Source organism: Cellulosimicrobium sp. 72-3, from assembly GCF_013127315.1.
Lineage (GTDB): Bacteria > Actinomycetota > Actinomycetes > Actinomycetales > Cellulomonadaceae > Cellulosimicrobium > Cellulosimicrobium funkei.
The window spans coordinates 2,095,161-2,121,938 of the sequence record NZ_CP053419.1 but is presented as its reverse complement, the minus strand read 5'-3'; the positions used below and the strand labels follow the sequence as shown (position 1 = coordinate 2,121,938).

Below are 26,778 nucleotides of genomic sequence, written 5' to 3'. Positions count from 1 at the left end.
GTGACGCGCGCCGGGACGGCGGCGGGACGACGGCGCGGGTGCCGTCTGCGTCCATCGTGGTGCCGGGGCGCGGTCCTCGCAGGACGAGTGCTCAGTCCCGCGGCCGCACGAGCAGGACGACGCCGAGCACGGCGAGGCCACCGAGCGCCGCCGCGACCGCGGACGAGACGTCGGCCAGCGCGACCGACCGCACGGCGAGCGCGACGACGAGCAGCGCGGCCTGGAGCACGACGACGCGGCGCAGGTCGGGTGCGAGGGCGCGCAGCTCGGCGCGCGCTCCGGGCGGCACGTGATCGCTCCACCATGCGGCGCGGAGCACGAGGTGCCCGAGCGGGAGGAGGGCGAGGACGGCGGGGTCGAAGGGCGCGGTGCCGTCCACGAGGAGCACGACGCCGCCGACGAGGACGAGGAGGTGGGGCACGGGCGGGGCAGGGAGGTACGCGGTGACGATGCCGAGGCCGACGGCGACGCCCCACACGAAGGACGGGGCGAGCCCGGTCGTCTGGAGGGCGGCGGCCCCGAACCCGGTCGCGAGGAGGAGCAGGGCGGCGCGCGCCGTCCACGCGGGGAATGTGGGGCCCGTCTCGACGACGAGCCGGGGCGGCGGCCCGGCGGTGACGGTCTCGCGGCGTGCGGGCATCCTCATGGCCGACCGCCCGGGGTCGCGCCCGCGGGGTGCCGGTCGAGGCGTCGTGCGGCGAGCTCGAGCGCGCCGCGGGCGCCGTCGGCGTCGGGGGTGCCGTCGTACCAGCGGACGACGGTGACGCCCCGGCGGCGCAGCTCGTGGATGCGGGCCTCGCGCTCGTGGTGGGTGATGCGCCAGGCGACGGCGACGTGCTCGTCGACGTCGGCGACGCTGACGGGCGGGAGGACGTCGACGACGACGACCACGTGGCCCGTGTCGTGCCACTGGTGGGCGAGGCGGGGCGCCTCGTCGTCGAGGAGGGTGGAGAAGAGGTAGACGGCGGCGCCGGCCGGGACCTGGGGCGGTCGGTGGCGCGCGGTGGGGTCGCCGACGGGCCGGGCCAGGGCGAGCCCGTGGAGGATGCGGCGCAGGTGGCGCCGTCCGCCGCCGGGGCGGACGGGCCGGGCGAGGCGACCGAGGTCGTCCAGGGCGACGCGGTCGCCGTCGGCGAGGACGGCGTGCGCGACGGACGCGGCGGCGTGCCGCGCCAGGTCGAGGGACGTGGGCTCGTCGGGGCGCTGCTCGCCGACACCGTTCCAGGTGGCGAGGTCGGGGGCGACGTCGTCCCGGGAGTCGACGACGAGGACGACGGTGGCCTCGGCGGTGCCGTAGGTGCGGCGGACGTGCAGGGTGTCGAGGTCGGGTGCGCGACGGGCCGTGGCGCGCCAGTCGATGCGGCGCAGACGGTCACCGGGGCGGTACGCGTCGACGTCGCGGAGCTCGGTGCCGTCTCCGGGCCGGCGGGAGGTGCGGGGACCGGAGAGCCCGCGCAGGCGGGAGGACAGGGGCGTGCGGCCGAGCGGCGTGGCGCGGGGCAGCACGAGGCGCCGCGGCCCGGCGGCGACGTGCGGAGGCTGCTCCTCGACGCCGTCGGGCCCGTAGGCGGCGAGGTCGACGCGCAGGGTGTCGGTCGGGCCGGTGCGGACCGACGGGGCGTGCCAGGCGAGGTCGCGCGAGCCACGCGTGACGTCGACGAGGCGTTCGGTGACGAGGCCGCCGGGGGCGACGCCGCGCAGGCGCAGCAGCTCGACGCCCGGAGGGACGTGAGCGTGCGTGCGCGCGGTGACGGTGCCGGGAGCAGCGGCGGGGTCGAGGGCGACGCGGAGCGTGACGGGCCGTCGCGGCCGGTGGGTCCAGACCCAGACCGCGGCGAGGAGGGGCGCGACGCCGAGGAGCGCCACGTCGGGTCGGCGCACGAGGACGCCGAGCGCGAGGAGCGTGGTGCCGAGGAGGACGCCGGCCCCGAGGTGGACGGTGGTGCGCCACGGCGGCGGCGCGTCGGGGTCCGGCGTCCCGGGGCCGGTCATGCGGCCCGGCCGACGGTGGCGGGTCCGGGGACGGTGCGCAGGAGGTCGTCGACGAGCGCCTCGGGGCGCAGGTCGGCGGCCCAGGCACCGGGCGTGAGGGTGAGGCGGTGCGCGAGGACGGGGACGGCGACGCGCTTGACGTCCTCGGGGAGCACGACGTCGCGCCCGTCGAGCACGGCGACGCCGCGCGCGAGGAGCGCGAGGTTCTGGGAGCCGCGGGGCGACGCGCCGACCTCGAGGTCGCGGTGGGTGCGGGTCGCGGCGGCGAGGTCGACGCAGTAGGCGAGGACGTCGGGGTGGACGTCGACCTGCTCGACGGCGGCCTGCATGGCGAGGACGGTGTCGCGGTCGACGACCTGGCGCACGACGGGGTCGTCGTGCCGGCGTGCGATGCGGCGGGCGAGGACCTCGCGCTCCTCGTCGCGGCCCGGGTACCCGACGGACAGCCGGACCATGAAGCGGTCGAGCTGGGCCTCCGGGAGCGGGTAGGTGCCCTCGTGCTCGACGGGGTTCGACGTCGCGACGACGTGGAAGGGCCGGGGCAGCGGGTAGGTGGTGCCCTCGACGGTGACCTGGCGCTCGGCCATGGACTCGAGCAGCGCGGACTGGGTCTTGGGCGCGGTGCGGTTGATCTCGTCGGCGAGCAGGAGCCCGGTGAACACGGGCCCGGGCCGGAACTCGAAGGTCCGGGTCCCGGGGTCGTACACGGAGGAGCCGGTGACGTCCGAGGGCAGCAGGTCGGGCGTGCACTGCAGGCGCGTGAAGTCGAGACCGAGGGCGCGCGCGAGGCTGCGTGCGGCGAGGGTCTTGCCGAGCCCCGGCACGTCCTCGAACAGGACGTGGCCCCCGGCGAGGACGGCCGCGAGCGCCAGGGTGAGGGGTTCGCGGGCTCCGACGACGGCGGTGGCGACCTCGTGGAGGACGGCGTGGCCGTGCGCGGCGACGGTGGGGACGTCGAGGGTCGCGGGCGGCGTGGTGTCGCGGTGGGGGGTCATCGGGGTGTCCCTTCGTCGGGGCGGTCCGGGGTGGTGGGGAGGCGGTCGAGGGCGGTGAGCCAGGCGCGCAGCTCGGCGGGGGTGGGGAGGCGTCCGGTGGTGGTGAGGTCGTGGGTGGTGCGGGCGACGCGGGGCCGAGGAGGCGGGCGATGTCGGGTGCTGCCGTGGGGTCGTGGAGGGGTCCGGTGCCGTGGCGGTGGAGGGTCTGGTCGGTGAGGTGGCGCATGCGGCGTGCTGCGGAGGGGGTGACGCGTCCGTCGCGTCCGAGGACGGACCAGCCGAGGTCGGAGACGTCGCGTCGGTTGCCGTCGCGTCGGAGGGTGGGGAGGTGGGGCCAGACGGTGTCGCCGGCATAACCGGTGCGGTGTCGGAGCAGGGTGGCGGCGATGCCGAGGGCGGTGAGGGTGAGGGTGTGGGCGGGGGAGGCGCCGAGGGTGGTGAGGAGGATGCCGAGCCCGACGACGGTGGCGGCGGTGCGCAGGGTGGTCCGGTCGGTGGGGCGGAGGCGGGCCTAGCGGGCGCGGGGGTTCACGGTCGTGCTCGGTGGTCGGTGCGGGCGGCGGTGTCGGGTGGGGCGCCGAGGTCGGTCGCGATCCGGGTGAGGGCGTGGCGGGCGGCGTCGAGGTCGGTGGTGCCGAGGGGGTTCTCGCCGAAGCGTGCGCGGTGGTAGAGGCGGCGCAGGGTGGCGACGGCGTGGGGGTCGGCGGGTGTGCTGGCGAGGACGGCGGTGGTGAACTCGGTGGGGGTCTGGGCGGGGTCGCGTCGGGTGCCGGCGCGGGCGGCGGCGTGCTCGAGGGCGACCCAGGCGGCGACGACGGCGTCGTGGGGGTCGGCGTCGGGGGTGCTCAGGTGGGCGCGGACGCGGTCGACGGCGTCGCGGAGCTCGGGGACGACCTGGTCCTGCGCGAGGTGTGCGGTGTCGCCGGGTGGGGCGAGGAGGAGGTCGCGGTGGCGTCGTCGGACGAGGAGCCGTGGGAGGTGGCGGCGTGCGAGGACGACGAGGACCACGAGGACGACGGCGCCGAGGAACCACAGGAGGTAGGTGTCGAAGGACATGCCGGTCGCGTCGACGGGGATCTCGATCCGTTGCGGTGCGGCGGCGGCTTCCTGGGGCACGTTCTCGGGCGGCGGGCCGGTGGGGTCGCGGGCGAGGCTGCTGAGCCAGGCGGGTGCGTCCCAGCTCCAGGGGGCGCTGGTCGCGGCAGCGAGGACGGCCGCGAGCGCCAGGGCGGTGACGGCGGTGAAGCGGGCCGGGCCGGCGGTGGTCGTGGTCCCCCTGCGTGGTGGTCATGCGGGTCTGAGGGACTCGGCGTGGGCGCCGGCGACGGCGGCGGTGAGGAAGGCGGCGGGGTCGGTGTCGAGTCCGCGGCCCATGGTGGACAGGCGGACGGGGGCGTCGTGCAGGGCGTGGAGGAGGTCGGGTCCGGCGGGGACGTGGACGGTGTGGTGGCGGCCGGTGGGGGCGGCGAGCGCGTGGGCCTGGTGGGTGATGCGGGCGGTGAGGTCGGGGCCCCAGCCGGGGAGGTTCTCGATGTCGGGGGTGGGGACGGGCAGGGGGAGGTCGCTGGGGGCGAGGGCGACGCGGCCGTAGGCGGTGAGGGAGTGGTGGGAGATGCCGAGGTGGCGGTCGCGGGGGTCGGCGCCGGAGACGCGCAGGGAGGCGACGGGTCGGCCGCGGAGGGTGGCGACGGCGTTGAGGGCTTCTCCGGCGGCGACGCCGGAGAAGCCCCAGCGGGTGCCGGTGCCGAGGTTGCCGGGTCCTTGGGCGACGACGACGAGGTCGGCGCCGGTGACGTGGTGGGCGGCGAGGAGGCCGGTGTGGACGGTGACGGCTTCGAGGTCGCCGCCGAAGGCTTGGCCGACGGTGATGCAGGTGTCGATCCAGCCGGTGTCGCGCAGGGTGGCGATGGTGCGGGAGAACGCGGCGGGCAGGGCGCCGCCGTCGGTCATGACGTAGGCGATGCGGGGGGTGGGGCGGCCTGCGAGCGCCGCGGCGTGGCGGGCGCCGGCGACGACGGCGGGCAGGGCGGAGTGGAGGTCGGCGACGACGACGGGGGTGTGGGCGAGGTCGTCGGCGTCGCGCAGGGTGTCGTGGTGGGGGGACTCCTGCTCGTCGACGCCGAGGACGAGGGCTTGCAGGGGGGTGTAGCGGGCCTTGACGAGGTGGCCGGGGCCGGGGGTGGGGTCGGGCGGGAGGGGGGTGGCGGGCTGGGCGGGGCCGACGACGAGGGCGTAGCCGCCGGTGCCGAGGCCGCGGGCGAGGGCGGAGACGTTGAGGAGGACGTGGTCGCCGGGGTGGGGGGTGCCGACGAGCTGGGTGTAGGCGAGGGCGCGCACGGTGGCGTGGGGGTCGTCGGGCCGTCCGGGCAGGGGTATGTGGAGCTTGACGTCGAGCTCTTGGGCTCCGGTCCAGGCCTTCGCGTGCGACACCACGGTCGCGGTCCGCCACGTGATCACGCGGCACACCCTATCGACCGACTAGCGTGGTGCCGATGTCCGAGCCCACTGCTGCCTCCGCGCCCTCCGTCGCGTCGTCGTCGGGGGGTTCGTCGACGAACCCTGCGGCGCGTCTGCTGAACCTGGTGATCGCGTTGGTGAACACGAACGCGTCGATGACGAAGCAGCAGATCCGGTCGAGCGTGGCGGGGTACGGGGACGCCCCCTCGCCCGACGCGTTCGAACGGATGTTCGAGCGGGACAAGGACACGTTGCGCGACCTCGGTATCCCGATCGTCACGGTGGACGCGGGCGGGCACGCGGACGAGGTGGGGTACCGGATCGACCAGGACGCGTACGCGCTGCCGGCGGTGGACCTCACGCCGGCGGAGCTCGGGGTGCTGGCGCTGGCGGCGCAGTTCTGGCAGGACAAGACGCTGCGGACGGACATCTCCCGGGCGTTGACGAAGCTGCGGGCGGCCGGCGCGGGGGAGACCGCGATGGACGTCGTGGCAGGTCTGGCGCCGCGGGTGCGGGCGGTGGGGGACGCGTACGCGACGCTCATGGACGCGATCTCGGCGCGGCGCGTGGTGTCGTTCACGTACCGGGCGGCGAGCACGGGCGAGGTGCGGCCGCGCCGGGTGCAGCCGTGGCGCATCGCAGCGCGGCGCGGCGGCTGGTACCTGGTGGGCCTGGACCTGGACCGGGGCGCGCCGCGGTCCTACCGGTTGAGCCGGGTGGAGGGGCGGGTGCGGGCGTCGGGGCCGCGGGACGCGTTCGAGGTGCCGGCGCACGTGGACGTGGACGCGGCGCTGGGCACGCGCGACGCGGGCGGGCTGGCGCGCCTCGCGGTGGTGCCCGAGCGCGCGGGGGCGCTGCGGGCGCGCGGCACGGTCGTGGGCTCGGTGCCGGACGCGCGCGCGGGCGACGGCGCGGGCCGCGACGTGATCGAGGTGGCGTACGACGTGCGGTACGCGATGGCGGACGAGGTCGTGGGGTACGGGGACGCGGTGCTGGTGCTGGGCCCGCCGGACCTGCGCGAGGCGGTCGTGCGGCGGCTGCGCGACGCGGCGGCGTTGGCGACGGGCCCGGCCGACGGCGCCGGACAGGCGGAGGTGGAGCGTGGCTGAGCGCGCGGACGACCGGCTGGTGCGCCTGCTGGGCATCGTGGCGTACCTCGACGGGGCGGGCCCGGTGCCGGTGGGCGAGCTCGCGCGGCACTTCGGCGTCAGCGAGCGCCAGGTCCTGGACGACGTCGACGCCCTGTGGGTGTCGGGCACGCCCGGGTACTGGCCCGACGACCTCATCGACTTCGACGCGGACTCGATCGAGCGCGGCGTCGTGCGCCTCACCGAGGCCCGCGGCATGACCCGTCCGCTGCGCCTCGGCACGCGCGAGGCGGTCGCGCTCATCGCGGCCCTGCGCGCGATGCGCGAGACGGCGGCGGTGCAGGCCGACCCGGAGCGTGCGGGCGTCGTGGAGTCGGTGCTGCGCAAGCTGACCGACGCGACCGGGGAGGCCGCGGCGGCGCTCGACGTGCAGCTCGCACCCGAGGGCGACCCGCGCGTGGTCGCGGCCATCACGAGCGCGCTCGTCGCGGGCCACCGGCTGCGCATCCGGTACGTCACCGCCGCGGACGAGGAGTCCGAGCGCGAGGTCGACCCCGTGTCCCTGCACACCCAGGACGAGCACGCCTACCTGCTCGCGTGGTGCCACCGGGCCCGCGGGCGGCGCACGTTCCGCGTCGACCGCATCCTGGCCGCGACCGAGCTCGACCAGCCCGTCGAGGGGCACGACGTCGACCCCGACGTGGACTTCACGCCCACCGGGGACGCGCCCCTCGCGACCATCACGTTCGCCAGCCCCGCGCGCGCCGTGGCCGAGCAGGTCCCCGTGGAGTCGGTGCGCAACCTGCCGGGCGGCGCGTTCGAGGTGCGGCTGCGCGTCACCAACCCGGTGTGGCTGCGCCAGCTCCTCACCGAGCGCGCCCGCCACGTCCTGGCCGTCGAGCCGGCCGCCGTCGCGCAGGACGTGCGCGAGGCCGCGAGCGCCGCCCTGGCCGCGTACGCCCACCTGCCCGGCGACGCCCCGGGTGAGGCACCGCACGAGGGGAGCGGGCGCTCGGGCGAGCGGCCCGCTGGCTAGGGTGGGCGGCATGTGGTTCTGGGTGTGGACGGTGCTCGTGGTGGGCACCCTGGTGGGCGCGTTCTTCCTCGCGCGGCGCCTGTGGCGCTCCGTCAAGGGCCTGGGGCGCGAGCTGTCGCGCGCGTCGCAGGTCGCGGCGGACCTCGGTGCGCGGGCGGACGAGCTGGCGCGCGCCCAGCAGGAGGCGCAGCCCTCCACCGCGCCGACGCTGTTCGACGACCCGGTCGAGCTGCGCGCCCGGGTGGACGTGCTGCGCGCGGACCGCGAGGAGCGGCGCGTGCTGCGGCGCCGCCGCGACGAGCAGGTGTGGTCGCGCTGGCGGCGGTTCAACGCCTGACGGGCACCCGTCGCGACCGTGCGCGGCGCTCGGGCGACGCCTCGGGGCGCAAGGACCGTGACCTATGATGGCGCGAAGAGCAACGTCGCCCCTGGCCGCCCACGAGTAGGTAGTAGGTTCCCGCCGTGAACATCCTTCGTCACCCCGCGACGATCGTCGTCCTCATCCTCCTGGTCCTGCTGCTCTTCGGGTCGAAGCGGCTCCCCGACATGGCGCGCTCCGTCGGCCAGTCGCTGAAGATCTTCAAGAAGGAGGTCAAGGACCTGCGCGAGGACGACGACACGACGACGACCACGACGCCGTCGGGCACCACCGCGACGACGAGCACCGGCACCACCACCGGCGCGACGGGCACGGGTGCGACGAGCGTGACGGGGGGCACGGCGTCGTCCACGCAGGAAGACACCCCCAAGGCGTAGTCGGTGTCCCGCACTCCCCGCGACCCCGAGGGGCGCATGCCCCTGCGCGAGCATCTCGTCGAGATCCGCAAGCGCCTCTTCCTCGCCGCGATCGGCATCGTCCTCGGCGCCGTCGTCGGGTGGATCGTGTACGAGCCGGTGCTGCAGGCCCTGCAGCAGCCGCTCGTCGACGCCGCCGAGCGCCGTAACGTCCTGACGGGCCTGAACTTCGAGGGCGTCGCCACGGCCATCGACATGAAGGTCAAGGTCTCCCTGTTCCTCGGCGTCCTGCTGTCGAGCCCGTGGTGGCTGTACCAGCTCTTCGCGTTCATCACGCCCGGCCTGACGTCCAAGGAGAAGCGGTACGCGTTCGGGTTCATCGGCGCCGCCGTCCCGCTGTTCCTCGCCGGCGTCGCGCTCGCGTGGGTCATGCTGCCGCGCGCGGTCGCGCTCCTCAACGAGTTCGTGCCCGACGGCAGCGCGAACCTCATCAACGCCCAGATGTACCTCGGGTTCGTCATGCGCCTCATGCTCGCGTTCGGCATCGCGTTCCTCGTGCCCGTGATCATGGTCGCGCTCAACACGATGGGCGTGGTGCGCGCCGCGACGTGGCTCGCCGGGTGGCGCTGGGCCGTGCTCATCTCGTTCCTGTTCGCCGCGATCATGACGCCCACGCCCGACGTGCTCACCATGTTCTGCGTCGCGCTGCCCATCTGCGCCCTGTACTTCCTCGCCTACGGGATCTCCGTCCTGCACGACCGGCGCGTCGACCAGCGCGACGCCGCACGGCTCGCCCTGTGAGCACCCCGCCCCGACCGCGCCCCACCGGGCGCGGGGGCCGCGCGTGAGCACGGTCGCGCTCGTCGTCAACCCGACGGCCGGGCGCGGGCGGGGCCGCACCGCAGGCGCACGCACCGCCGAGGCGCTCACCGCGGCCGGGCACGACGTCCTCGACCTCAGCGCCCCCAGCCTGCCCCTCGCCCAGGAGTCCGCCGACGCCGCCGTCCGCGGCACCGGCGCGACACCGGGCGTGGACGCGCTCGTCGTCGTCGGCGGCGACGGCATGGTGCACCTCGGCGTCAACGCCACCGCGGGCACCGGCGTGCCGCTCGGCATCGTCGCCGTGGGGACCGGCAACGACTTCGCGCACGCCCTCGACCTGCCCACCGGCCGCCCCGACCGCTGCGTCGACGCCCTCCTGGGCGCGCTCGGGCCCGCCGCGAGCGCCGGGGCGCGCGTGCGCGTGGTCGACGCCGCCCGGGTCGCGGGCGAGCACGTGCCCGCCGCGCGCTGGTACGCGGGCGTGCTGTCCGCCGGGATCGACGCCGCGGTGAACGCGCACGCCAACGCCGCGACCTGGCCGCGCGGACGGTCCCGGTACGCGCGCTCCGCCCTGACGGAGATCACCCGCTACCGGCCCTACGGGTACCGCGTCACGGTGCGCGGCGTGCCCGCGGGCGACGACGTGCCGGACGTCCTCGCCGGGGCGCCCCTGCTGCCCGCGCCCGACGCCGCGCAGCACCCCGACGCGGCCGGCGGCCCGGACGGGCGGGCGTTCGTGTGGGAGTCGCCGGGCGCGCTCGTCGCCGTCGCGAACAGCCCCCGCTTCGGCGGCGGGGTCCGCGTCGCGCCCGACGCCGCGCCCGACGACGGCCTGCTGGACGTCGTCGTCGCGGGCCCGCTCGGGCGGTGGGGCGCCGCGCGCGTCTTCCCCGGCATGTACGCGGGGCGCCACCTCGCCCACCGCGCGGTCGGGACCGTGCGCGCGACGTCGGTCACGGTGGAGCCGACCGCCGCGGGCGCCGCACCGCCGCACGCGTTCGCCGACGGGGAGCACCTCGGGCCGCTGCCGCTGCGCGTCGACGTCGTCCCCGGGGCGCTGCGCGTGCTCGACGCCGCCGCCCCTACCCGCTGAGCAGGGGGCTCCCGACCGGCGAGGTGGGCGGCGGACCGTAGGCTGACGGCATGACGGCCGACGAATCGCCCGCCGCCCGCTACGCCGCGTCCCGGGCCCGCCAGGCGGCGTCCCGCACGCGGCTCGCGGACTTCCGGCAGGTGCTCGACTTCCCCCTCGACGACTTCCAGGTGCGCGCGTGCGAGGCGCTCGAGGAGGGCCGCGGCGTGCTCGTCGCCGCGCCCACGGGCGCCGGGAAGACGGTCGTGGGCGAGTTCGCGGTCCACCTCGCCCTCGCGAGCGGGCGCAAGGCGTTCTACACCACCCCCATCAAGGCGCTGTCCAACCAGAAGTACGCCGACCTCGTGCGCCGCCACGGCGCCGACTCCGTGGGCCTGCTCACCGGTGACACGACGATCAACGGGGAGGCGCCCGTCGTCGTCATGACGACCGAGGTGCTGCGCAACATGCTCTACGCGGGGTCACGCACCCTGGACGGGCTCGCGTACGTCGTCATGGACGAGGTGCACTACCTCGCCGACCGGTTCCGCGGGCCCGTGTGGGAAGAGGTGATCATCCACCTGCCCGACGACGTGCAGCTCGTGTCCCTGTCCGCGACCGTGTCCAACGCGGAGGAGTTCGGCGACTGGCTGGAGATGGTGCGCGGCGACACGACCGTCGTCGTCAGCGAGCGCCGGCCCGTGCCGCTGTGGCAGCACGTCCTCGTCGCGTCCGCGAACCCCGCGGCCGGGGTCGCGCACGCGGGCGGCGGGCGCGCGCCCGGCGCGGACCTGCTCGACCTGTACGCCGGGACGGTGGACCCCACCGACCCGGGCGTGAACCCGCCCATCAACCCCGACCTGCTCGCCGCGTTCCGCACCGCGCCCCGCACCGGCGGCCCCGGGACGGGCGGACGGCGCGGGTCTGGCGACCGCGGGTACCGGGGCCGCGGCGGGCGCCGCCCGGGACCGGACCGGTCCGTCGTCGGGCGGCGCACCCCCGCCCGGTTCGCCGTCGTGGACGCGCTCGACGCGGACGGGCTGCTGCCCGCGATCTACTTCATCTTCTCCCGCGCCGGGTGCGAGGGCGCCGTGCAGCAGTGCCTCACCGCAGGCCTGCGTCTGACGTCGCCCGCGGAGGAGGCCGAGATCCGGCGCGTCGCGGAGGAACGCACCGCGACCATCCCCACCGAGGACCTGGAGGTCCTCGGGTACTGGACGTGGACGGAGTCCCTCGCGCGCGGCATCGCGGCCCACCACGCGGGCCTGCTGCCCGTGTTCAAGGAGACGGTCGAGGAGATGTTCAGCCGCGGCCTCATCAAGGTCGTGTTCGCCACCGAGACGCTCGCGCTCGGCATCAACATGCCCGCCCGGTCCGTCGCGCTGGAGAAGCTCGTCAAGTGGGACGGCACCGCGCACGTCGACGTCACCCCGGGGGAGTACACCCAGCTCACCGGGCGCGCCGGGCGGCGCGGCATCGACGTCGAGGGGCACGCCGTCGTCGTCGACCACGCCGGCCTGGACCCGGTGCACCTCGCGGGCCTGGCGTCCAAGCGCCTGTACCCGCTGCGCTCGAGCTTCCGGCCCACGTACAACATGGCGGTCAACCTCGTCGCGCAGGTCGGGCGCGACCGGGCGCGCGAGGTCCTGGAGACGTCGTTCGCGCAGTTCCAGGCCGACCGGGGCGTCGTCGGCCTGGCCAAGCAGGCGCAGGCGCACGCCGAGGCCCTCGACGGGTACGCGCAGGCGATGACGTGCGACCGCGGCGACTTCGCCGAGTACGCGGCGCTGCGGCGGCGCATCACCGCGCGCGAGGGCGACCTGTCGCGCGCCGCGAGCCGGTCGCGCCGCGCCGAGGTCGTCGCCGCGTTCGAGCGGCTGCGGCCCGGGGACGTCGTCGAGGTGCCGTCCGGGCGGCGCGCGGGCTACGTCGTCGTGCTCGACCCGGGGGAGGGCGCCGGGTTCGTCGGGCCGCGCCCCACCGTCCTCACGCAGGACCGCCAGGTGAAGAAGCTCACCGTCGCCGACGCGCCCGGCGGGATCCGCACCGTCGCGCGCGTGCGCATCCCCAAGACGTTCAACGCGCGCGTGCCCGCCCAGCGGCGCGACCTCGCCTCCACCCTGCGCAACGCGCTCGGCGCGCTCGACGAGCCGGGCACGCGCCCCGGCCGCACCACCCGTGCCCGGTCCGGCGCGGCCGACGACGCCCAGCTCGCGCGCCTGCGCGCCCAGCTGCGCGCCCACCCGTGCCACGACTGCCCCGACCGGGAGGACCACGCCCGCTGGGCGGAGCGGTGGGCGCGGCTGAAGAAGGAGCACGACCAGCTCGTACGACGCGTCGAGGGCCGCACCGGCTCCATCGCGCGCGTCTTCGACCGCATCTGCGACGTCCTCGTCACGCTCGGCTACCTCGCGCCCGCCGAGCCCGCGCAGGACCCGGCCGCACCGCTCGAGGACGCCCTCGACGAGGAAGAGGCCGAGACCCCTGGCGGCCCGCCCACCGGTCGCGCCGCCCGCGAGGCCGCGCGCACCGGGCTGCAGGTCACGCCCGACGGGCAGTGGCTGCGGCGCCTCTACGCCGAGAACGACCTGCTCCTGGCCGAGTGCCTGCGCCGCGGCGTGTGGGAGGACCTCGACGCCCCCGCCCTGGCCGCCGTCGTGTCCACGTGCGTGTACGCCGGGCGCCGCGAGGACCACGGCGAGCCCGACGTCCCCGGCGGCCCCCACGGCAGGCTGGCGCGCGCGCTCGAGGCCACCACGCGCGTGTGGTCCGAGGTCGACGACCTCGAGGACGAGCACGACATCGACGCGACCGGGCCGCTCGACGAGGGCCTCGTCACCGCCGTGCACCGCTGGGCCGTCGGGCGCAGCCTCGACGCCGTGCTGCGCGGCTCCGAGATCGCGGCCGGCGACTTCGTGCGCTGGTGCAAGCAGGTCATCGACGTCCTCGACCAGGTCGCGGGCGCCGCACCCACCCCCGAGGTGCGCCGCACCGCACGCCAGGCGATCGACCGCCTGCGCCGCGGCGTCGTCGCCTACTCCAGCGTCTGAGCGCACCCCGCCCCGGCGGCGCCCCCGTCCGCCAGCCTCGCGAGGCCGGCTCGGAGGGCCGGCGCAGGGACCGGCCGGCGTGACGTGCACGACACGCGCCCGGACCTGCACCGACGCCGCCACCGGGCGGTGAAGCACGGCGGGTTGTGGCGGTATCGTGAAGGACTGTGGCCTCAACCCTGTACCGCGGCGGCGTGATCCACTCCCCGGCCGACCCGTTCGCGGAAGCGCTCCTCGTCGACGACGGCGTCATCGCCTGGATCGGCGCCGACGACACGGCCGACGGGCTCGCCGCCCGCGCCGACCGCGTCATCGACCTCGACGGGGCGCTCGTCGCCCCCGGGTTCGTCGACGCCCACGTCCACCTGTTCGAGGTCGGGCTCGCCCTGGCCGGCGTCGACCTGTCCGCGAGCGCCGGCGTGACGTCGCTCGCGGCCGCGCTCGACGCCGTCGCGAAGGCGGCGGCCGGCGCGCACGCGGACGACGTCGTGCTCGCCTTCGGGTGGGACGAGCGGTCCTGGCCCGAGGGGCGGCCCCCGACGCGCGAGGAGCTCGACGCCGCGGCGGGCGGCCGCGCGGTGTACGCGGCGCGGGTCGACGTGCACTCCGCGGTGGTGTCCACGACGCTCGCGCGCCGCTGCGCGCTCGAGACGCGGCCCGGGTGGGACGAGTCGGGCTGGGTCGCGGGGGAGGCGCACCACGTCGCGCGCGACGTCGCCCGGGCGGTGTCCCCGGCGCGGCGCACGGACCTGTACCGCACGGCGCTGCGGGCCGCGGCCGAGCAGGGCGTGGTGTCGGTGCACGAGATGAGCGCCCCGCACATCGACACGCGCGCCGGGCTGCGGGAGATCCTCGCCCTCACGGCGGACGCGTCGTCGGGCCTGCCGCACGTCGTGGGGTACCGGGGCGAGCTGTGCGCCACGGCCGACGACGCCCGCGCGCTCCTCGCGGACGTGCCCGGCCTCGCGGGCATCGCGGGCGACCTCAACGTCGACGGGTCGATCGGGTCCCGCACGGCGGCGATGCGGCTGCCCTACCAGGACGGGCCGGACCGCGGCGACCGCGGGAACCTGTACCTCACGGCGGAGCAGATCGCGGCCCACCTGTCCGCGGTCGCGGCGGCCGGCACGCAGGGCGGGTTCCACGTCATCGGGGACCGTGCGATGGACGAGCTCGTCCTCGGGCTCGGCCTCGCGGCCGAGGCGCACGGGCAGGGCGCGGTGCGCGCGGCGCGGCACCGGGTCGAGCACGCGCTGTTCGTCGACGCGACCGCGCTCGCCACGCTCCTGCTGTACGGGGTGAGCCTGAGCATCCAGCCCGCGTTCGACGCCGCGTGGGGCGGCCCGGACGGCATGTACGCGGCGCGCGTGGGGGCGATGCGGGCGCAGGGCCTGAGCCCCTTCGCGGACCTCGCGGGTGCGGGCGTGCCGCTCGCGTTCGGGTCGGACGCGCCGGTGACGCGGATCGACCCGTGGGCGGGCGTGCTCGCCGCGATGTCGCACGTCGACCCGGACCAGCAGATCTCGGCCCGTGCCGCGTTCCGTGCGCACACGCGCGGCGGGTGGCGCATCGCCGGGCTCGACCACACCGGCGCCGGGCAGCTGCGCGTGGGGGCGCCCGCGCACCTCGCGGTGTGGCGCGGGGAGCACCTCGTGGTGCAGGGCGCGCTGGGCCGCACGACGTCGTCGTGGAGCACGGACGCGCGCGCGGGGCAGCCGCTGCTGCCCGAGCTCGGGCCGGACGTGCCGCGACCGCGGTGCCTGCAGACCGTGCGGGCCGGAGTGCCCCTGTTCGACACCTTCGTCTGATCGCTCCCGCTTGACAGGGCGGTGAGCCGGAGTAGTTTCGACAGGGTGTTCCGGCCCCCGTGGCCGCAGGGGGATCAGCCACCGACGACGACCCCTCGGCGTGCCGCGCCGGGTACCTGGCCGGGCTCGCGCGCTCAGTAGAAAACGTGCTCCGCCGGTGGCGGCGTCGTACGGGCCGAAGGGCGCGCGAGCCCGCACACACTCCTTTCCCGCCCCCGCCGACCCTCCGCGGACGGCGGCGGCCCGCCAGGTCTTCGTGCAGGTCCGTGGCGTAGGGTGCACCCGTGCACGCCCCCGAGCCCCCGGCCGCTCCCGCCGGGCGATCCCGCCCCGCAGGCACGGCCGCCCGTGCGCCCGAGACCGGCACGCCTCACGACCGGCAGCCCGACGCTGGGCCGGACGCCGGACCGAACGCACGGCCCGACGGCCGATCCGAGCGCGAGGTCCCCGCGGGTTCGTCGCCCGCCGTCCCGTCGCGGCCCCTGACGCTCCTGCTCGCCCTGGCGGGCGGCCTGCTCACCGACACCGCGTTCCCCGACCGCGGGTGGTGGCCGCTCGCGTTCGTCGGCGTGGCCGCCCTGTTCTGGGCGCTGCGCCGCGACGGCGCGCGCTGGGGCTTCCTCGTGGGCCTGGTGTGGGGCTTGGCGTTCTTCCTGCCGCACCTGTGGTGGGCGAACTACGCGACCGAGACCGTGCCGTGGCTCGCGCTGTCCGTCATGGAGGCGTGCTTCGTCGGGCTGCTCGGTGCCGCGTGGGTCTGGGCGCGCCGCTGGTCGTGGCTCGCGGGGCACCCCGGGCGGCAGGCCGTCGCGTTCGCGGTGCTGTTCGTCGGGGCCGAGCAGGCGCGCACCGAGGTGCCGTTCGGCGGGTTCCCCTGGGGCCGGCTCGCGTTCTCCCAGGCGGACTCCCCGCTGGGTCGCGCGGCGTGGCTCGGGGGAGAGGTCCTCGTGTCGCTGCTCGTCGCGCTCGCCGGGGCGCTGCTCGCGGTCGCGGTGCTCGCCGTGGTGCGCCGCCGCGCCGTCGTGACCGGCGCCGTCGTCCCCGTGGCCGTCGGGGCCGCGCTCGTGGTCGCACCGCTGCTCGTGCCGCTCGACGCGCGCGCCGAGGCGGGCACGCTCGCCGTCGGGGCCGTGCAGGGCAACGTGGGCGAGCCCGGCCTCGGGTCGTTCGCGAACCGGGCCGAGGTGCTGAACAACCACCTGCAGGGCACGCTCGCGCTCCTCGACGACGTGGAGCCGGGCGACCTCGACGTCGTGCTGTGGCCCGAGAACGGGTCCGATCTCGACCCGCAGACCACGCCCGAGGTGGCGCGCGCCATCGACGACGTCGCGCAGGAGGTCGGCGCGCCGATCCTCGTCGGCGCGCAGGAGTACCCCGAGACCGGCGGGCGGTACAACGTGTCGCTCCTGTGGGAGCCGGGCACCGGTGTCGTCGACCGCTACGCCAAGCAGCACCCGGCGCCGTTCGGCGAGTACATCCCGCTGCGCTCCCTGCTGCGCGTGTTCTCCGACCAGGTCGACCGCGTGAGCATCGACATGATCGCGGGCACCGAGACCGGCGTCGTCGACCTCGACGCGCCCCGCCTGGGGCGCACGGTGCCGCTCGGCGTCGTCATCTGCTTCGAGGTCGCCTACGACGGCCTCGTGAACGACGCGGTCGACGCGGGCGCCGAGCTGCTCGTCGTGCCGACCAACAACGCCTCGTTCGGGTACACCGCCGAGTCGACGCAGCAGCTCGCGATGTCGCGGCTGCGCGCCGTGTCGACGGGCCGCGCGACCGTGCAGGTCTCGACCGTCGGCGTGAGCGGCGTCATCGCCCCCGACGGCACGCTCCTGCAGAGCACGGGCCTGTTCACCGCCGACCAGATGGTCGCCGACCTGCCGCTGCGCACCAGCCTCACGCCCGCCGTGCGGGCCGGGGACTGGCCGGGCCGCTTCGTCGAGCTCCTCGCCCTCGGCCTCCTCGCCGCGGGCGTCGTCAGCGCCGTCCGCGAGCGCCGCACCCGGACCGCCGCGGCGCCGGCCGGGGACGAGGCGCCGTGAGCGGGCGCGCGGGGGAGGGCGTCCCGGGCGGGCGCGTGCTCGTCGTCGTGCCCACGTACGACGAGGCGCTGACACTGCCGGGCACGCTCGCGCGCCTGCGCGCCGCGGTCCCGGACGCGGACGTGCTCGTCGTGGACGACGCGAGCCCGGACGGGACGGGTGACCTCGCCGACGCCGCGGCCGCCGTCGACCCGGGCGTGCACGTGCTGCACCGGGCCGGGAAGGAGGGCCTGGGCGCCGCGTACGTCGCGGGGTTCGGGTGGGGCCTGGACGCCGGGTACGACGTGCTCGTGGAGATGGACGCCGACGGCTCCCACCAGCCGGAGCAGCTGCCGTCCCTGCTCGCCGCCCTCGGCCCCGCCACGGCGGACGGCGCGCACGACGGCGCGGACCTCGTCATCGGGTCACGCTGGGTCCCGGGCGGGCGCGTGGAGAACTGGCCGCGGCACCGCGAGGTGCTCTCACGAGCGGGCAACGCGTACGTGCGCCTCGCGCTGGGGCTGCACCTGGGCGACGCGACGGCGGGCTACCGCGCCTACCGCGCGTCCGCGCTGCGCGCCGTCGACCTCGCGAGCGTGGAGTCGCACGGGTACTGCTTCCAGGTCGACATGGCGTGGCGGGTCGTGCGGACCGGTGGCCGCGCGACGGAGGTGCCGATCACATTCGTCGAGCGCACGGCGGGGCGGTCGAAGATGAGCCGCGCGATCGTCACCGAGGCGCTGTGGAAGGTCACGGTCTGGGGTGCCCGACGGCGCGCGGCCCAGCTCGCGAGCCTCGCGCGGTCGGTCGCGGGGCGGCGCGGCACGCGCTGAGGCGTCCCCGCGGTGCTGGCCGCGACGCAGAGAGGCCCGGACCCCCGCGCGGGGGTCCGGGCCTCTCGTGCCGGGTGCGGCGAGGCGTCAGGCGCTGCGGCGCAGCTTGCCGGCGCGCAGCAGGCCGAGGCGCTCGTCGAGGAGCTCCTCGAGCTCGGAGATGGTGCGGCGCTCGAGCAGCATGTCCCAGTGGGTGCGGGCGGGCTTGCCGGCCTTGGGCTCGGGGCGCTCCGCGTCGCGCAGCAGCGCCTCGGCGCCGCAGCGGCACTCCCACACCGGGGGGACCTCGGCGTCGGTCGAGAACGGCAGGATGATGGTGTGCCCGTTGGGGCAGTCGTAGTGCGCCTGGAAGCGGGGGGCGAAGTCGACGCCCTCGTCCGACTCCATGCTCTTCGCACCGATGCTCATCCCGCGCAGCGAACGGTCGGCCATGGTGTCCTCCTGAGGGGTCTTCGGGGGTGGGTGGGCGCGCCCGGTGGGGGTGCGGGCAGCGGCCCGGTCTACGAGAGGCAACGCCTCACGTGCGGTCGGTGTTCCGACACGCCGTGAAGGTCCGGTGAACGTCGCGGGGCCTCACGACCTGGTGGCCCCCGCGGTGCGTCGTGCCGGCCCGCCTCGGCGCGCCGTCCCAGGCTCCCGGGTTTCGATGCCCCGCGCAACTCCGCGGCCCCCGCCCGGCCCCGGACGTGTGCACGCTCACACCTCGCGGCCCGGGGTGCGGGAACAAACCCGGGGGGAGCCCGGTTGAGCGGCATGTACATGCAAACGCATCGACCTAGGACTCAGCGGGAGCACACCATGCAGTTCGGCATCTTCACCGTCGGCGACGTCACGACGGACCCCACGACGGGCCGGACCCCCGACGACACCGAGCGCGTGCGGTCCATGCTGACGATCGCGAAGCACGCGGACGAGGCGGGGCTGGACGTCTTCGCCACGGGGGAGCACCACAACCCGCCGTTCGTCCCGTCCTCGCCGACGACCATGCTCGGCTACCTGACGGGCGTGACGAAGAACATCGTCCTGTCGACCTCGACCACGCTCATCACGACGAACGACCCGGTGCGCCTCGCGGAGGAGTACGCGATGCTCCAGGTCATCTCGGACGGCCGCATGGACCTCATGATGGGCCGCGGCAACACCGGCCCGGTGTACCCGTGGTTCGGGCAGGACATCCGGCAGGGCATCCCGCTCGCGATCGAGAACTACGCGCTGCTGCGCCGGCTGTGGACCGAGGACGTCGTGGACTGGGAGGGCAAGTTCCGCACCCCGCTGCAGGGCTTCACCTCGACGCCGCGGCCGCTGGACGGCGTCCCGCCGTTCGTGTGGCACGGGTCGATCCGCAGCCCCGAGATCGCCGAGCAGGCCGCCTACTACGGCGACGGGTTCTTCCACAACAACATCTTCTGGCCCATGAGCCACACCAAGCAGATGGTGCAGTTCTACCGTCAGCGGTGGGAGCACCACGGCCACGGACCCGCGGACACCGCGATCGTCGGGCTCGGCGGTCAGGTGTTCATGCGCAAGGACTCCCAGAAGGCGTGGGACGAGTTCCGCCCCTACTTCGACAACGCGCCCGTCTACGGGCACGGGCCCTCCATGGAGGACTTCACGCGCGAGACGCCGCTCACCGTCGGCTCGCCGCAGCAGGTCATCGACCGGTACGCCGCGATGCGCGACCACGTGGGCGACTACCAGCGCCAGCTGTTCCTCGTCGACCACGCGGGCCTGCCGCTCAAGACCGTGCTCGAGCAGATCGACCTCCTCGCGGGCGAGGTCGTGCCCGTGCTGCGCAAGGAGATGGAGGCCGTCCGCCCCGCGCACGTGCCGGCGAACCCGCCGAGCCACGCCGAGCGCGTCGCGGCCGCCCGCGCCGCCGGGACCGAGGGCGCCGCGCACGTCGGCGGCACCGAGGACCTCTGGACCGGGCGCACCGCCGAGGACGACACCCGCACCGCCACCGCCGGTGCCGCGTTCGGCCTGTGACACCGGCGACACCCGCGCCGTGACCACCCGCCCGACGGCGTACGGTCGAGGAGTGCCCCGCACCCGCGACCGGCCGCCGTCGGGCACGGCAGCACCCGGCCCGCGACGGGCCGCACCCCGCACCGCACGTCAGCACCTCAGGAGCACCGCATGACCGCCAGCACCCCCGCCCCGGACCGCCGCCTCGTCGTGGTGTCCGCCGGGCTGTCCAAGCCGTCCTCCACGCGCCTGCTCGCCGACCGGCTCGGCGAGGCCACGCTGCGCGAGCTGCAGGGCCTCGGCGTGAGCGCCGAGATCGAGACCGTCGAGCTGCGCGACCACGCGCACGCCGTCGTCGACGCCATGCTCACCGGCTTCCCGACCGGCGACCTCGCGGGCGTGCTCGAGCGCCTCACCGCCGCCGACGGGATCGTCGTGACCACCCCGCTGTTCACCACCACGTACTCCGGGCTGCTCAAGTCGTTCGTCGACGTCCTCGACAAGGACTCGCTCACCGGCACGCCCGTCCTGCTCGGCGCGACCGGCGGCACCGCCCGCCACTCGCTCGCGCTCGAGTACTCGCTGCGCCCCCTGTTCACCTACCTGCGGGCCGACGTCGCCACGACCTCCGTGTTCGCCGCCACCGACGACTGGGCGGCCGCCGAGGGCGACTCCGGGGGCGGCCTGCCCGCCCGCATCGCCCGCGCGGGCCGCGAGCTCGCGGAGAAGGTCGCGCTGCGCAAGAACACCGGCCCGGCCGACCCGTTCGCCGGCACGCCCGACTTCACCGCCCTGCTCGGCGGCCTGTGACCCCCTGACCGCGCGCCCCGGCCACCGGTGCTCCGGCCGGGGCGCGCACCCCTGCCCGACCTGCGACGACACCCCGCCCGCACCGCGACCCGCCTTGCCCCCGGCAGGCCCGTCGCGGCAGGATCGGGGGACCGACGACGACGGGGGAGCACCATGAGCCGCAGCACCACCGAGGACCAGGCCGCACGACCCGGCGACCCGGAACCGGCCGCGCGGCCCGCCGCCCCGCAGACCCTCGCCGTCCCCGTCGTCGAAGCCCTCGCCGACCACGCGCCCCGCCCCGACCAGGACGTCGCGGCCCCGCCCCGGCGCCGACCCGTCGGCATCGTCCGGGCACCGCAGCCCGCCCCCGACGCCGCCCGCTTCACCGCCGCACCCCGGTACCCCGCCATGTTCCACGTCGCCGGAGGCCGCCTCGTGTGGGACGGCACCCGCCTGCGCCTCGTGCGCGGCGACGACACCGTCCTGCAACCCGCCGGGCGACCCGTCGTCACCGTCACCGGCGACGGCCCCACCGTCGCCGTCACCTGGCGCGACGACCAGCACCCCACCGCCCGCGCCACGCGCGCCGTCCTGCTCGAAGGCTCCTCCGCACGGTTCGCGCGCTTCGCCCGCTCCCTCGCCGCCACCCGCCCCGGCGCCATCGAGCTCGACGACCGCACCGTGCCCTCCGCCCGCGTCCCGCACCTGCGCCCCGACCACGCCGGGACCACCCGCCGACCCGGCGTGTTCACCCGTGCCCTGTGGCGCGTCGTCGGGCGCGCCACCACCGACCCGGCACCCACCGGCAGGGGAGCTGACCTCGTCACCCGGCTCGAACGCCTCGCCGCCCTCCACCGCGCCGGAGACCTCACCGACACCGAGTACGCCCGCGCCAAGCAGGCCCTGCTCGACTGAGGGGACCGACCCGACGGAGTGCGTCAGTCCCCGGCCGGGCCCCACCCGGTCACGTCGACCTCCGTCATCACCGACCGGCCGTCACGGAAGTCCCCGTACCGCGCCCACGCCAGGGTCACCCGCAGCAGCACGATGCCGTCGTCCCGCAACGACCCCGCGAACTGCGGGAACGCCGCCGCGTACGCCGCGGCGCAGCGCCGCCGGTCCGCACCCGTCGGGACGTCCGCGACGCCCTCGCACTGCACGGTCGTCCCGTCCGTCCCGCCGACCGTCACGGCGACGCGCGGGTCCCGGGCCACGTTCGCCACCTTGCGCGACGACGCGCGCGCGTCGAACACCAGCTCACCCGCCTCCGTCGCCGCCACCGCGAGGAACGCCGCCTGCGGGCCGCCGTCGTCGCCGAGGGACGCCACGACCCCCCACCCCTGGGAACGGACGAAGCCGACGAACGCCGCACGATCCATGCCGCCACCGTAGCGCCCGGTGCCGCCCGAGCAGACACCGAGGACACCGAAGACTCCACGACACGAAATCGCTGGACCGCCGGGCACAGCGCCTGACACCGTCGCACGATGACGGACTCCCGCACCGACCACGCCGGCACCGACCAGGAACGCCTCTGGGACGCCGACGCCGCCGCGCGGTACGACACCCCCGGCGAGGGCATGTTCGCCCCCGACACCCTCGACCCCGCCGTCGACCGGCTCGCGGCGCTCGCGGGCCGGGGGAGCGCGGTCGAGCTCGCGGTCGGCACGGGCCGGGTCGCGATCCCGCTCGCCGCGCGCGGCGTGCCCGTGACCGGCATCGAGATCTCCCGGCACATGGTCGCCCGGCTGCGCGAGAAGGCCGACGAGAGGACCCTCCCCGTCGTCGTCGGCGACATGGCCACCGCGAGGGTGCCGGGGGAGCACACGCTCGTCTACCTCGTCTACAACACGATCTCCAACCTGCTCACCCAGGACGCCCAGGTCGAGTGCTTCCGCAACGCCGCACGTCATCTCGTCCCAGGAGGTCGGTTCGTCGTCGAGCTCTGGGTCCCCGAGCTGCGCGCCCTGCCGCCGGGGCGCACCGCGACCGTCTGGCGCGCCGAGCCAGGCCACCTCGGCGTCGACACCTACGACGTCCTGCACCAGCGCGTCGTGTCCCACCACGTCCGGTTCGACGACGACGGCCACGCCACCGTGGGCCGCACACCCCACCGGTACGTCTGGCCCCCCGAGCTCGACCTCATGGCCCGCCTCGCCGGCCTCGAGCTCGAGACCCGCCACGCCGGATGGGCGGGGGAGCCGTTCACTGCAGAGTCGCCCTCCCACGTGTCCGTGTACCGGCGCCCACCCCGACCAGCCCCCGCGACGTGATATCCATCCTCGATGGACCTGTCCCGCCGCCGGACCCGACCCGTCCTCCTCGTCGGCGCCGCGCTCCTCGTCCTCACCGCCTGCTCCGGGCCCGTGACACCCCAGGACCTCGTCACCCGCCTCGCCGACCCAGCCACCCCCGACGACGACCTCGCCGACACGATGACGCCCGACGAGATGGACCCCGGCACCGCACGACGCCTCGGCGAGCTCGACGGCGCCACCTTCTACGCCGGGTCGGGCACCCGCGACGGGCAGGACGTCGTCTGCCTCATCACCCTCGTCCACGGCGACACCCCGGGCGACGACGCCGGAGCCTCCACCTGCGGCCTCGTCACCGACCTCGACGACGGCCACCTCCGCGTGGAGTACGGAGACGCCCAGACCCTCGTCACCGCCACCCTCGTCCCCGACGGGCTCCCCACCGACCCCGACCTCACCCGGCTCACCCCCAACCTCGCCGCCCAGGTGACACGCACCACCTGACCCCACGCACCACAGCAGGAACGCCCGCGCTCACCCCGCCAGCGACGCCTCGACCACAGCCAGGTCCCGCACCGCGAACCGGTGGTGCTCCCACTCCTCCTCCAGGATCACGTGCACGCACGACAACGTCGTCTCCGGATACTCCGGCGACCACGGGTTGCGACGCACCACCCGCAACGACTCCGGCGTCACCCCCGCCAGGAACTCCCGCACCATCGCCACCCGGCCCGCCCGCGCCTCCAGCACCTCCCCGAACGACGGAGTCCCCACAGCGAACAGCGACAGGTCCAACCCGTCCTCCGCCGCCTGCGGGCCCGGCTGCCCCAGAGGATGGAACGGCTGCTCCACCCCCAGCACCGCACGCCCCAGCCACGCGTCCGTCGCCAGCACCAGGTGCCGCACCGTCTGCGCGAACGACCACTCACCGCCCACCGACACGTCCACGGCGCTCGCGGGCAACGCCGCCACCCGCTCAAGCGTCGCCGCCCACGTGGACTCCAGCGCCGCCCACGCCACCCGCAGACCCTCCGGATCCGCCGCCCGCCGCAGCTCCCGGCCCGGGAACCGCCGGTCCAGCTCCGCCTCCACGAACCCCCGCACGTCCACCCCGTTCACCAGCACCGGAGCATCGCCGTCCGACAACCAGGGCGCATCGACGTCCAGACCCTCCACCTGCGCACCCCGCACCACGACCCCGGACAGGTCCGGCTCCACGAACCGCGCACCCCGCAGATCCACACCCTCGAACGTCGCACCGCGCAGATCGTCAGAACGGGTGAACCGGACCATGAGCGCCTCCTCGAGAACGGCCCGCCCGACAGGACACGCCAGACCCGGGGGAGAGGACCCGTCGCGCCGACGACACGGCACGAGGGTCCCAGCCCGGGTGAGAGGCGCCAGCACCTCCCGGACGGACGACGAACGGGGACGTTCGCACCGTACGCCGCCCGGCCCTCGCCCCACTAGAGCACCCCCAGCCGCCAGCCCCGCGCGCTCCCAGGGCTGGTGCCCCGACACCGGGCCGGGGGAGCATCGCACCATGCCGATCCTGCCCACCGACCGAGACCCTCGCCTCGTCACCATCCGACGCGGAGGCACCCTCACCGACGAGCACCACCACCAGATCGCCCGGTGGGCCGTCGACTGCGCCGAGCACGTCCTGCCGATCTTCGAACGCGCACGACCCGACGACACCCGACCCCGGGACGCCCTCGACGTCGCCCGCGCCTGGATCCGCGGCGACGTCCCCATGAAGACCGCCCACACCACCGCCTTCGTCGCCAACGCCGCCGGCCGCGACCAGGCCGCACCCGTCAAGTACGCGGCGCTCGCGGCCGGTCAGGCCGTCGCCGTGGCGCACGTCGCCGCTCACGGGCTGGGCGCGGCGGCGTACGCGATCCGCGCGGCTGCCGCGGACGCCGCAGCACGGGGGGAGGACGCCGAGGCGGCGCGCCTCGCGGAACGGGACCGGCAGCGCGGGCGCATCCCGGCCGAGCTGCGCGAGCTCGTGCTCGACGACCAGCGGCGTCGCAGCGCGATCTGCTGGCACGTGTTCGACGACTGACCCCGGGCCCGGCTCGGACGGGGCGACCAGAAGGGCGCGGGACACGAGCGCCCGAGCACCTCAGCCCAGGAGGTCCTCGTACGCGACGAGGGGGATTCGGCCGTCCGCCGCGGCGGCGACCTGCTCGTCACCGGCCACGAGGACGTCGGCCTGGAGCGTCGCGACCGCGACGTACTCGGCGACCGCCGTGTCGTCGGCGTGGAGCTCGCGCGCGATGCGGAACGCCGTCGCGCGCGAGACCCGATCGCCGAGCAGACGGATCCGCAGCGAGGCGAGACCTTCGAGACGCTCGCGCGCTGTCTTCTCGTCGAGGGCGCCGCGCCGCACCTCCTGGTACAGCATCGACAGCGCGTGGCTGCGCAGGACGGACGGCCCGACGAGCGGGCGGCGCGCACCGAGGGTCACGTCGTCGAGCACGAGACGCAGCGCGGTGACCGCGTCGATCGCGCAGCGGGTGGACGGTTCCAGGCCGACGGATCCCATGCGGCCAGTACACACCCGAAGACCCGCGCGGGCAGTACGACGCGACAGGGTTCCATGCACCAGTCGACATGCTGGCAGACAGGCCTCGGGACGAACAGGCCGCGGTCGGCGGGGGAGAGGTCGCTGGGGGTCTCTGAGCGGAGGTGGAGGAGAGACCCGGGCGACGGAGGGGCGTGTCGTCGTGCAGCGCTCCACCAGGCAGCACGCGCGTCCTGGAAAGCAGGTCGACGTGCTGCTCGGAGGAGCAGGCCCGAACTCCGTGACTGGTTCCAGATCGGTCGCGGAGTCACCGGTGGACGGTACGTTCAGGCGCATGGACGGCGGCGGCAGCAGTGGGCGGCGAGTTCTCGGCAGTGCCTTGGAGTCGCAGCGCCTGTTCAACGAGGCAGCCATGGAACTGCTCGGCGAACTGGAATCTCGGGAGATCACGGTCGCGACCATCGACGACGTCCTCGTCGACAAGGAGAACGTCGAGGCGCTAGCGCCGTTGCTCCTCGCGCACATCTTTTCTGCTCGATATCCGCCACTCGTCCAGGTGCTGATCGACAAGGTTGCCGTGCCGCAGGCTGCGAACCATGCCGTTCCACAGTTCGCCTTCTTCATTCGCAGTGTTCCTGCCGACTACCGTGATCCCGTCGAGGCCGAGATGGTGCAGGAGGACGGCCCGACGTGGCAGGAGCGAATCCGCGATGATGTCGGCTCGGCTCTAGGTCGGCTGGTCACACCGAACTGGACCGACGTGTTCCTCGACCTCGCGGGCGACCACGAACTCGGAGGCTCTCGGTTCGAGATCATCCGCAACCTGTCAAAGCTGCGTGACGAAGGAGTGCCTGAGGTTCTGCTGAAGCTGCTCGGAGACCGGAGCGTCGGTGTTTTCGCTGCGGAAGCTCTTGGCGAGATGCGGTGCCGCCAGGCAAGGTCAGCGCTCAGCAAGTTGGCACTCACAGGGGACTGGGCCTCGCGGCGTGCGGCGGCGTCAGCGTTGTGGAGAATCTCGGTCCAGGGGCGTGGTGCTCGAGATCAACCTCCGAGGAATCGGGTCTGACCTCGTGGTGTCGAACTCCTGATGGCCGCAGCCGGGTACGGCGCGTCAGGCAAGGTCCAGGTTCACCACGTCCGTAGCCAGAAGCCGGCGTCAGCGTTGCGCGAGATCCCGGTCCAGGGAGATGGCGCTCGAGATCGACCTCCAAGGGATCCTGCGACGAGATGGCAGAGTCGCACGGCAACGGCAGACCCAGGACACCGGGGATGCGTTGTGCTGGGTGGCCGGGATGTGGATCGCGTCCACGCGCGGACTCCTACGGAT

At 75.6% G+C, this 26,778-nt stretch carries 26 protein-coding genes; 17 read left to right on the top strand and 9 right to left on the bottom strand.

Annotated elements, in window-relative coordinates; translation table 11 throughout:
• Positions 1-91: 91 nt before the first annotated feature.
• From HKK73_RS09635 to HKK73_RS09615, 5 genes are all read right to left on the bottom strand, one after another.
• Positions 92-646: a hypothetical protein gene (locus HKK73_RS09635; protein ID WP_170963628.1), complete on the bottom strand. Its 555-nt coding sequence runs from the start codon at positions 644-646 to the stop codon at positions 92-94.
• On the bottom strand, positions 643-1,992 hold the full coding sequence (locus tag HKK73_RS09630; protein ID WP_171467882.1) for a DUF58 domain-containing protein: 1,350 nt from the start codon (positions 1,990-1,992) through the stop codon (positions 643-645). Before HKK73_RS09630 ends, HKK73_RS09635 begins: the two co-directional genes overlap by 4 nt.
• Entirely contained in the window at positions 1,989-2,987 is a 999-nt protein-coding gene (locus tag HKK73_RS09625) for a MoxR family ATPase (protein ID WP_171467881.1), read from the bottom strand. Before HKK73_RS09625 ends, HKK73_RS09630 begins: the two co-directional genes overlap by 4 nt.
• A 528-nt stretch (positions 2,988-3,515) precedes the next feature.
• Positions 3,516-4,103, bottom strand: coding sequence for a DUF4129 domain-containing protein (locus HKK73_RS09620; RefSeq protein ID WP_216607978.1), 588 nt, complete (start codon positions 4,101-4,103; stop codon positions 3,516-3,518).
• A gap of 171 nt (positions 4,104-4,274) precedes the next feature.
• Positions 4,275-5,444, bottom strand: coding sequence for a DUF3866 family protein (locus HKK73_RS09615; RefSeq protein WP_171467879.1), 1,170 nt, complete (start codon positions 5,442-5,444; stop codon positions 4,275-4,277).
• Positions 5,445-5,479: 35 nt separating this feature from the next.
• Between HKK73_RS09615 and HKK73_RS09610 the strand changes: the two genes are divergently transcribed.
• The 10 genes from HKK73_RS09610 to HKK73_RS09565 all read left to right on the top strand — a co-directional run bounded on the left by HKK73_RS09610 (position 5,480) and on the right by HKK73_RS09565 (position 17,909).
• Positions 5,480-6,553 carry a YafY family protein gene (locus HKK73_RS09610; RefSeq protein WP_171467878.1) on the top strand — a complete coding sequence of 358 codons (1,074 nt, stop codon included), beginning with the start codon at positions 5,480-5,482 and terminating at the stop codon, positions 6,551-6,553.
• The gene (locus HKK73_RS09605) at positions 6,546-7,568 is read left to right on the top strand and encodes a YafY family protein (protein ID WP_034651630.1); all 1,023 of its coding nucleotides are present in this window, start codon (positions 6,546-6,548) and stop codon (positions 7,566-7,568) included. Before HKK73_RS09610 ends, HKK73_RS09605 begins: the two co-directional genes overlap by 8 nt.
• Positions 7,569-7,578: 10 nt before the next feature.
• The gene (locus tag HKK73_RS09600; RefSeq protein WP_043660077.1) at positions 7,579-7,905 is read left to right on the top strand and encodes a hypothetical protein; all 327 of its coding nucleotides are present in this window, start codon (positions 7,579-7,581) and stop codon (positions 7,903-7,905) included.
• A 125-nt stretch (positions 7,906-8,030) separates the two neighbouring features.
• Positions 8,031-8,324 carry a Sec-independent protein translocase subunit TatA gene (tatA, locus tag HKK73_RS09595; protein WP_171467877.1) on the top strand — a complete coding sequence of 98 codons (294 nt, stop codon included), beginning with the start codon at positions 8,031-8,033 and terminating at the stop codon, positions 8,322-8,324.
• A gap of 36 nt (positions 8,325-8,360) precedes the next feature.
• Positions 8,361-9,104 (top strand): twin-arginine translocase subunit TatC, encoded by a 744-nt coding sequence (gene tatC / locus HKK73_RS09590; protein WP_043660075.1) that lies wholly within the window; start codon positions 8,361-8,363, stop codon positions 9,102-9,104.
• 43 nt (positions 9,105-9,147) lie between these two features.
• A complete protein-coding gene (locus HKK73_RS09585) occupies positions 9,148-10,218 on the top strand; it encodes a diacylglycerol kinase family protein (protein ID WP_171467876.1) in 1,071 nt (356 codons plus the stop codon).
• A 50-nt stretch (positions 10,219-10,268) separates the two neighbouring features.
• Positions 10,269-13,247: an RNA helicase gene (locus tag HKK73_RS09580; RefSeq protein WP_171467875.1), complete on the top strand. Its 2,979-nt coding sequence runs from the start codon at positions 10,269-10,271 to the stop codon at positions 13,245-13,247.
• Positions 13,248-13,414: 167 nt separating this feature from the next.
• Entirely contained in the window at positions 13,415-15,055 is a 1,641-nt protein-coding gene (locus HKK73_RS09575; protein ID WP_171467874.1) for an amidohydrolase, read from the top strand.
• Positions 15,056-15,339: 284 nt separating this feature from the next.
• Positions 15,340-17,097 carry an apolipoprotein N-acyltransferase gene (gene lnt / locus HKK73_RS09570; protein WP_371810613.1) on the top strand — a complete coding sequence of 586 codons (1,758 nt, stop codon included), beginning with the start codon at positions 15,340-15,342 and terminating at the stop codon, positions 17,095-17,097.
• Positions 17,094-17,909 (top strand): polyprenol monophosphomannose synthase, encoded by an 816-nt coding sequence (locus HKK73_RS09565; RefSeq protein ID WP_171467873.1) that lies wholly within the window; start codon positions 17,094-17,096, stop codon positions 17,907-17,909. Before lnt ends, HKK73_RS09565 begins: the two co-directional genes overlap by 4 nt.
• 87 nt (positions 17,910-17,996) lie before the next feature.
• Here HKK73_RS09565 and HKK73_RS09560 read toward each other — a convergent pair whose 3' ends face one another.
• Positions 17,997-18,341, bottom strand: coding sequence for an RNA polymerase-binding protein RbpA (locus tag HKK73_RS09560; RefSeq protein ID WP_021483180.1), 345 nt, complete (start codon positions 18,339-18,341; stop codon positions 17,997-17,999).
• Positions 18,342-18,707: 366 nt separating this feature from the next.
• Between HKK73_RS09560 and HKK73_RS09555 the strand changes: the two genes are divergently transcribed.
• From HKK73_RS09555 to HKK73_RS09545, 3 genes are all read left to right on the top strand, one after another.
• On the top strand, positions 18,708-19,895 hold the full coding sequence (locus HKK73_RS09555; RefSeq protein WP_034656123.1) for an LLM class flavin-dependent oxidoreductase: 1,188 nt from the start codon (positions 18,708-18,710) through the stop codon (positions 19,893-19,895).
• Positions 19,896-20,045: 150 nt separating this feature from the next.
• On the top strand, positions 20,046-20,684 hold the full coding sequence (locus HKK73_RS09550) for an FMN reductase (RefSeq protein ID WP_034656126.1): 639 nt from the start codon (positions 20,046-20,048) through the stop codon (positions 20,682-20,684).
• 153 nt (positions 20,685-20,837) lie between these two features.
• The gene (locus HKK73_RS09545) at positions 20,838-21,581 is read left to right on the top strand and encodes an SHOCT domain-containing protein (RefSeq protein ID WP_085387957.1); all 744 of its coding nucleotides are present in this window, start codon (positions 20,838-20,840) and stop codon (positions 21,579-21,581) included.
• A 23-nt stretch (positions 21,582-21,604) separates the two neighbouring features.
• On the opposite strand, the gene HKK73_RS09540 is transcribed toward HKK73_RS09545, so the two are convergent.
• Positions 21,605-22,045 (bottom strand): pyridoxamine 5'-phosphate oxidase family protein, encoded by a 441-nt coding sequence (locus HKK73_RS09540; RefSeq protein WP_171467872.1) that lies wholly within the window; start codon positions 22,043-22,045, stop codon positions 21,605-21,607.
• A 108-nt stretch (positions 22,046-22,153) separates the two neighbouring features.
• Here HKK73_RS09540 and HKK73_RS09535 point away from each other — a divergent pair, with 108 nt between their 5' ends.
• Both HKK73_RS09535 and HKK73_RS09530 read left to right on the top strand, forming a co-directional pair.
• Complete coding sequence (locus tag HKK73_RS09535; protein ID WP_171467871.1) at positions 22,154-22,939, top strand: class I SAM-dependent methyltransferase; 786 nt, start codon at positions 22,154-22,156, stop codon at positions 22,937-22,939.
• A gap of 12 nt (positions 22,940-22,951) precedes the next feature.
• Complete coding sequence (locus HKK73_RS09530) at positions 22,952-23,425, top strand: hypothetical protein (protein WP_171467870.1); 474 nt, start codon at positions 22,952-22,954, stop codon at positions 23,423-23,425.
• A gap of 30 nt (positions 23,426-23,455) precedes the next feature.
• Here the strand turns inward: HKK73_RS09530 and HKK73_RS09525 are convergent, their stop codons facing one another.
• Positions 23,456-24,214: a DinB family protein gene (locus HKK73_RS09525; protein WP_171467869.1), complete on the bottom strand. Its 759-nt coding sequence runs from the start codon at positions 24,212-24,214 to the stop codon at positions 23,456-23,458.
• Positions 24,215-24,464: 250 nt separating this feature from the next.
• Between HKK73_RS09525 and HKK73_RS09520 the strand changes: the two genes are divergently transcribed.
• The gene (locus HKK73_RS09520; RefSeq protein ID WP_034656138.1) at positions 24,465-24,989 is read left to right on the top strand and encodes a putative immunity protein; all 525 of its coding nucleotides are present in this window, start codon (positions 24,465-24,467) and stop codon (positions 24,987-24,989) included.
• A gap of 60 nt (positions 24,990-25,049) precedes the next feature.
• Here HKK73_RS09520 and HKK73_RS09515 read toward each other — a convergent pair whose 3' ends face one another.
• Complete coding sequence (locus HKK73_RS09515; RefSeq protein WP_171467868.1) at positions 25,050-25,472, bottom strand: hypothetical protein; 423 nt, start codon at positions 25,470-25,472, stop codon at positions 25,050-25,052.
• A gap of 292 nt (positions 25,473-25,764) precedes the next feature.
• Between HKK73_RS09515 and HKK73_RS09510 the strand changes: the two genes are divergently transcribed.
• On the top strand, positions 25,765-26,517 hold the full coding sequence (locus HKK73_RS09510; RefSeq protein WP_171467867.1) for a HEAT repeat domain-containing protein: 753 nt from the start codon (positions 25,765-25,767) through the stop codon (positions 26,515-26,517).
• Positions 26,518-26,778 lie beyond the last annotated feature (261 nt).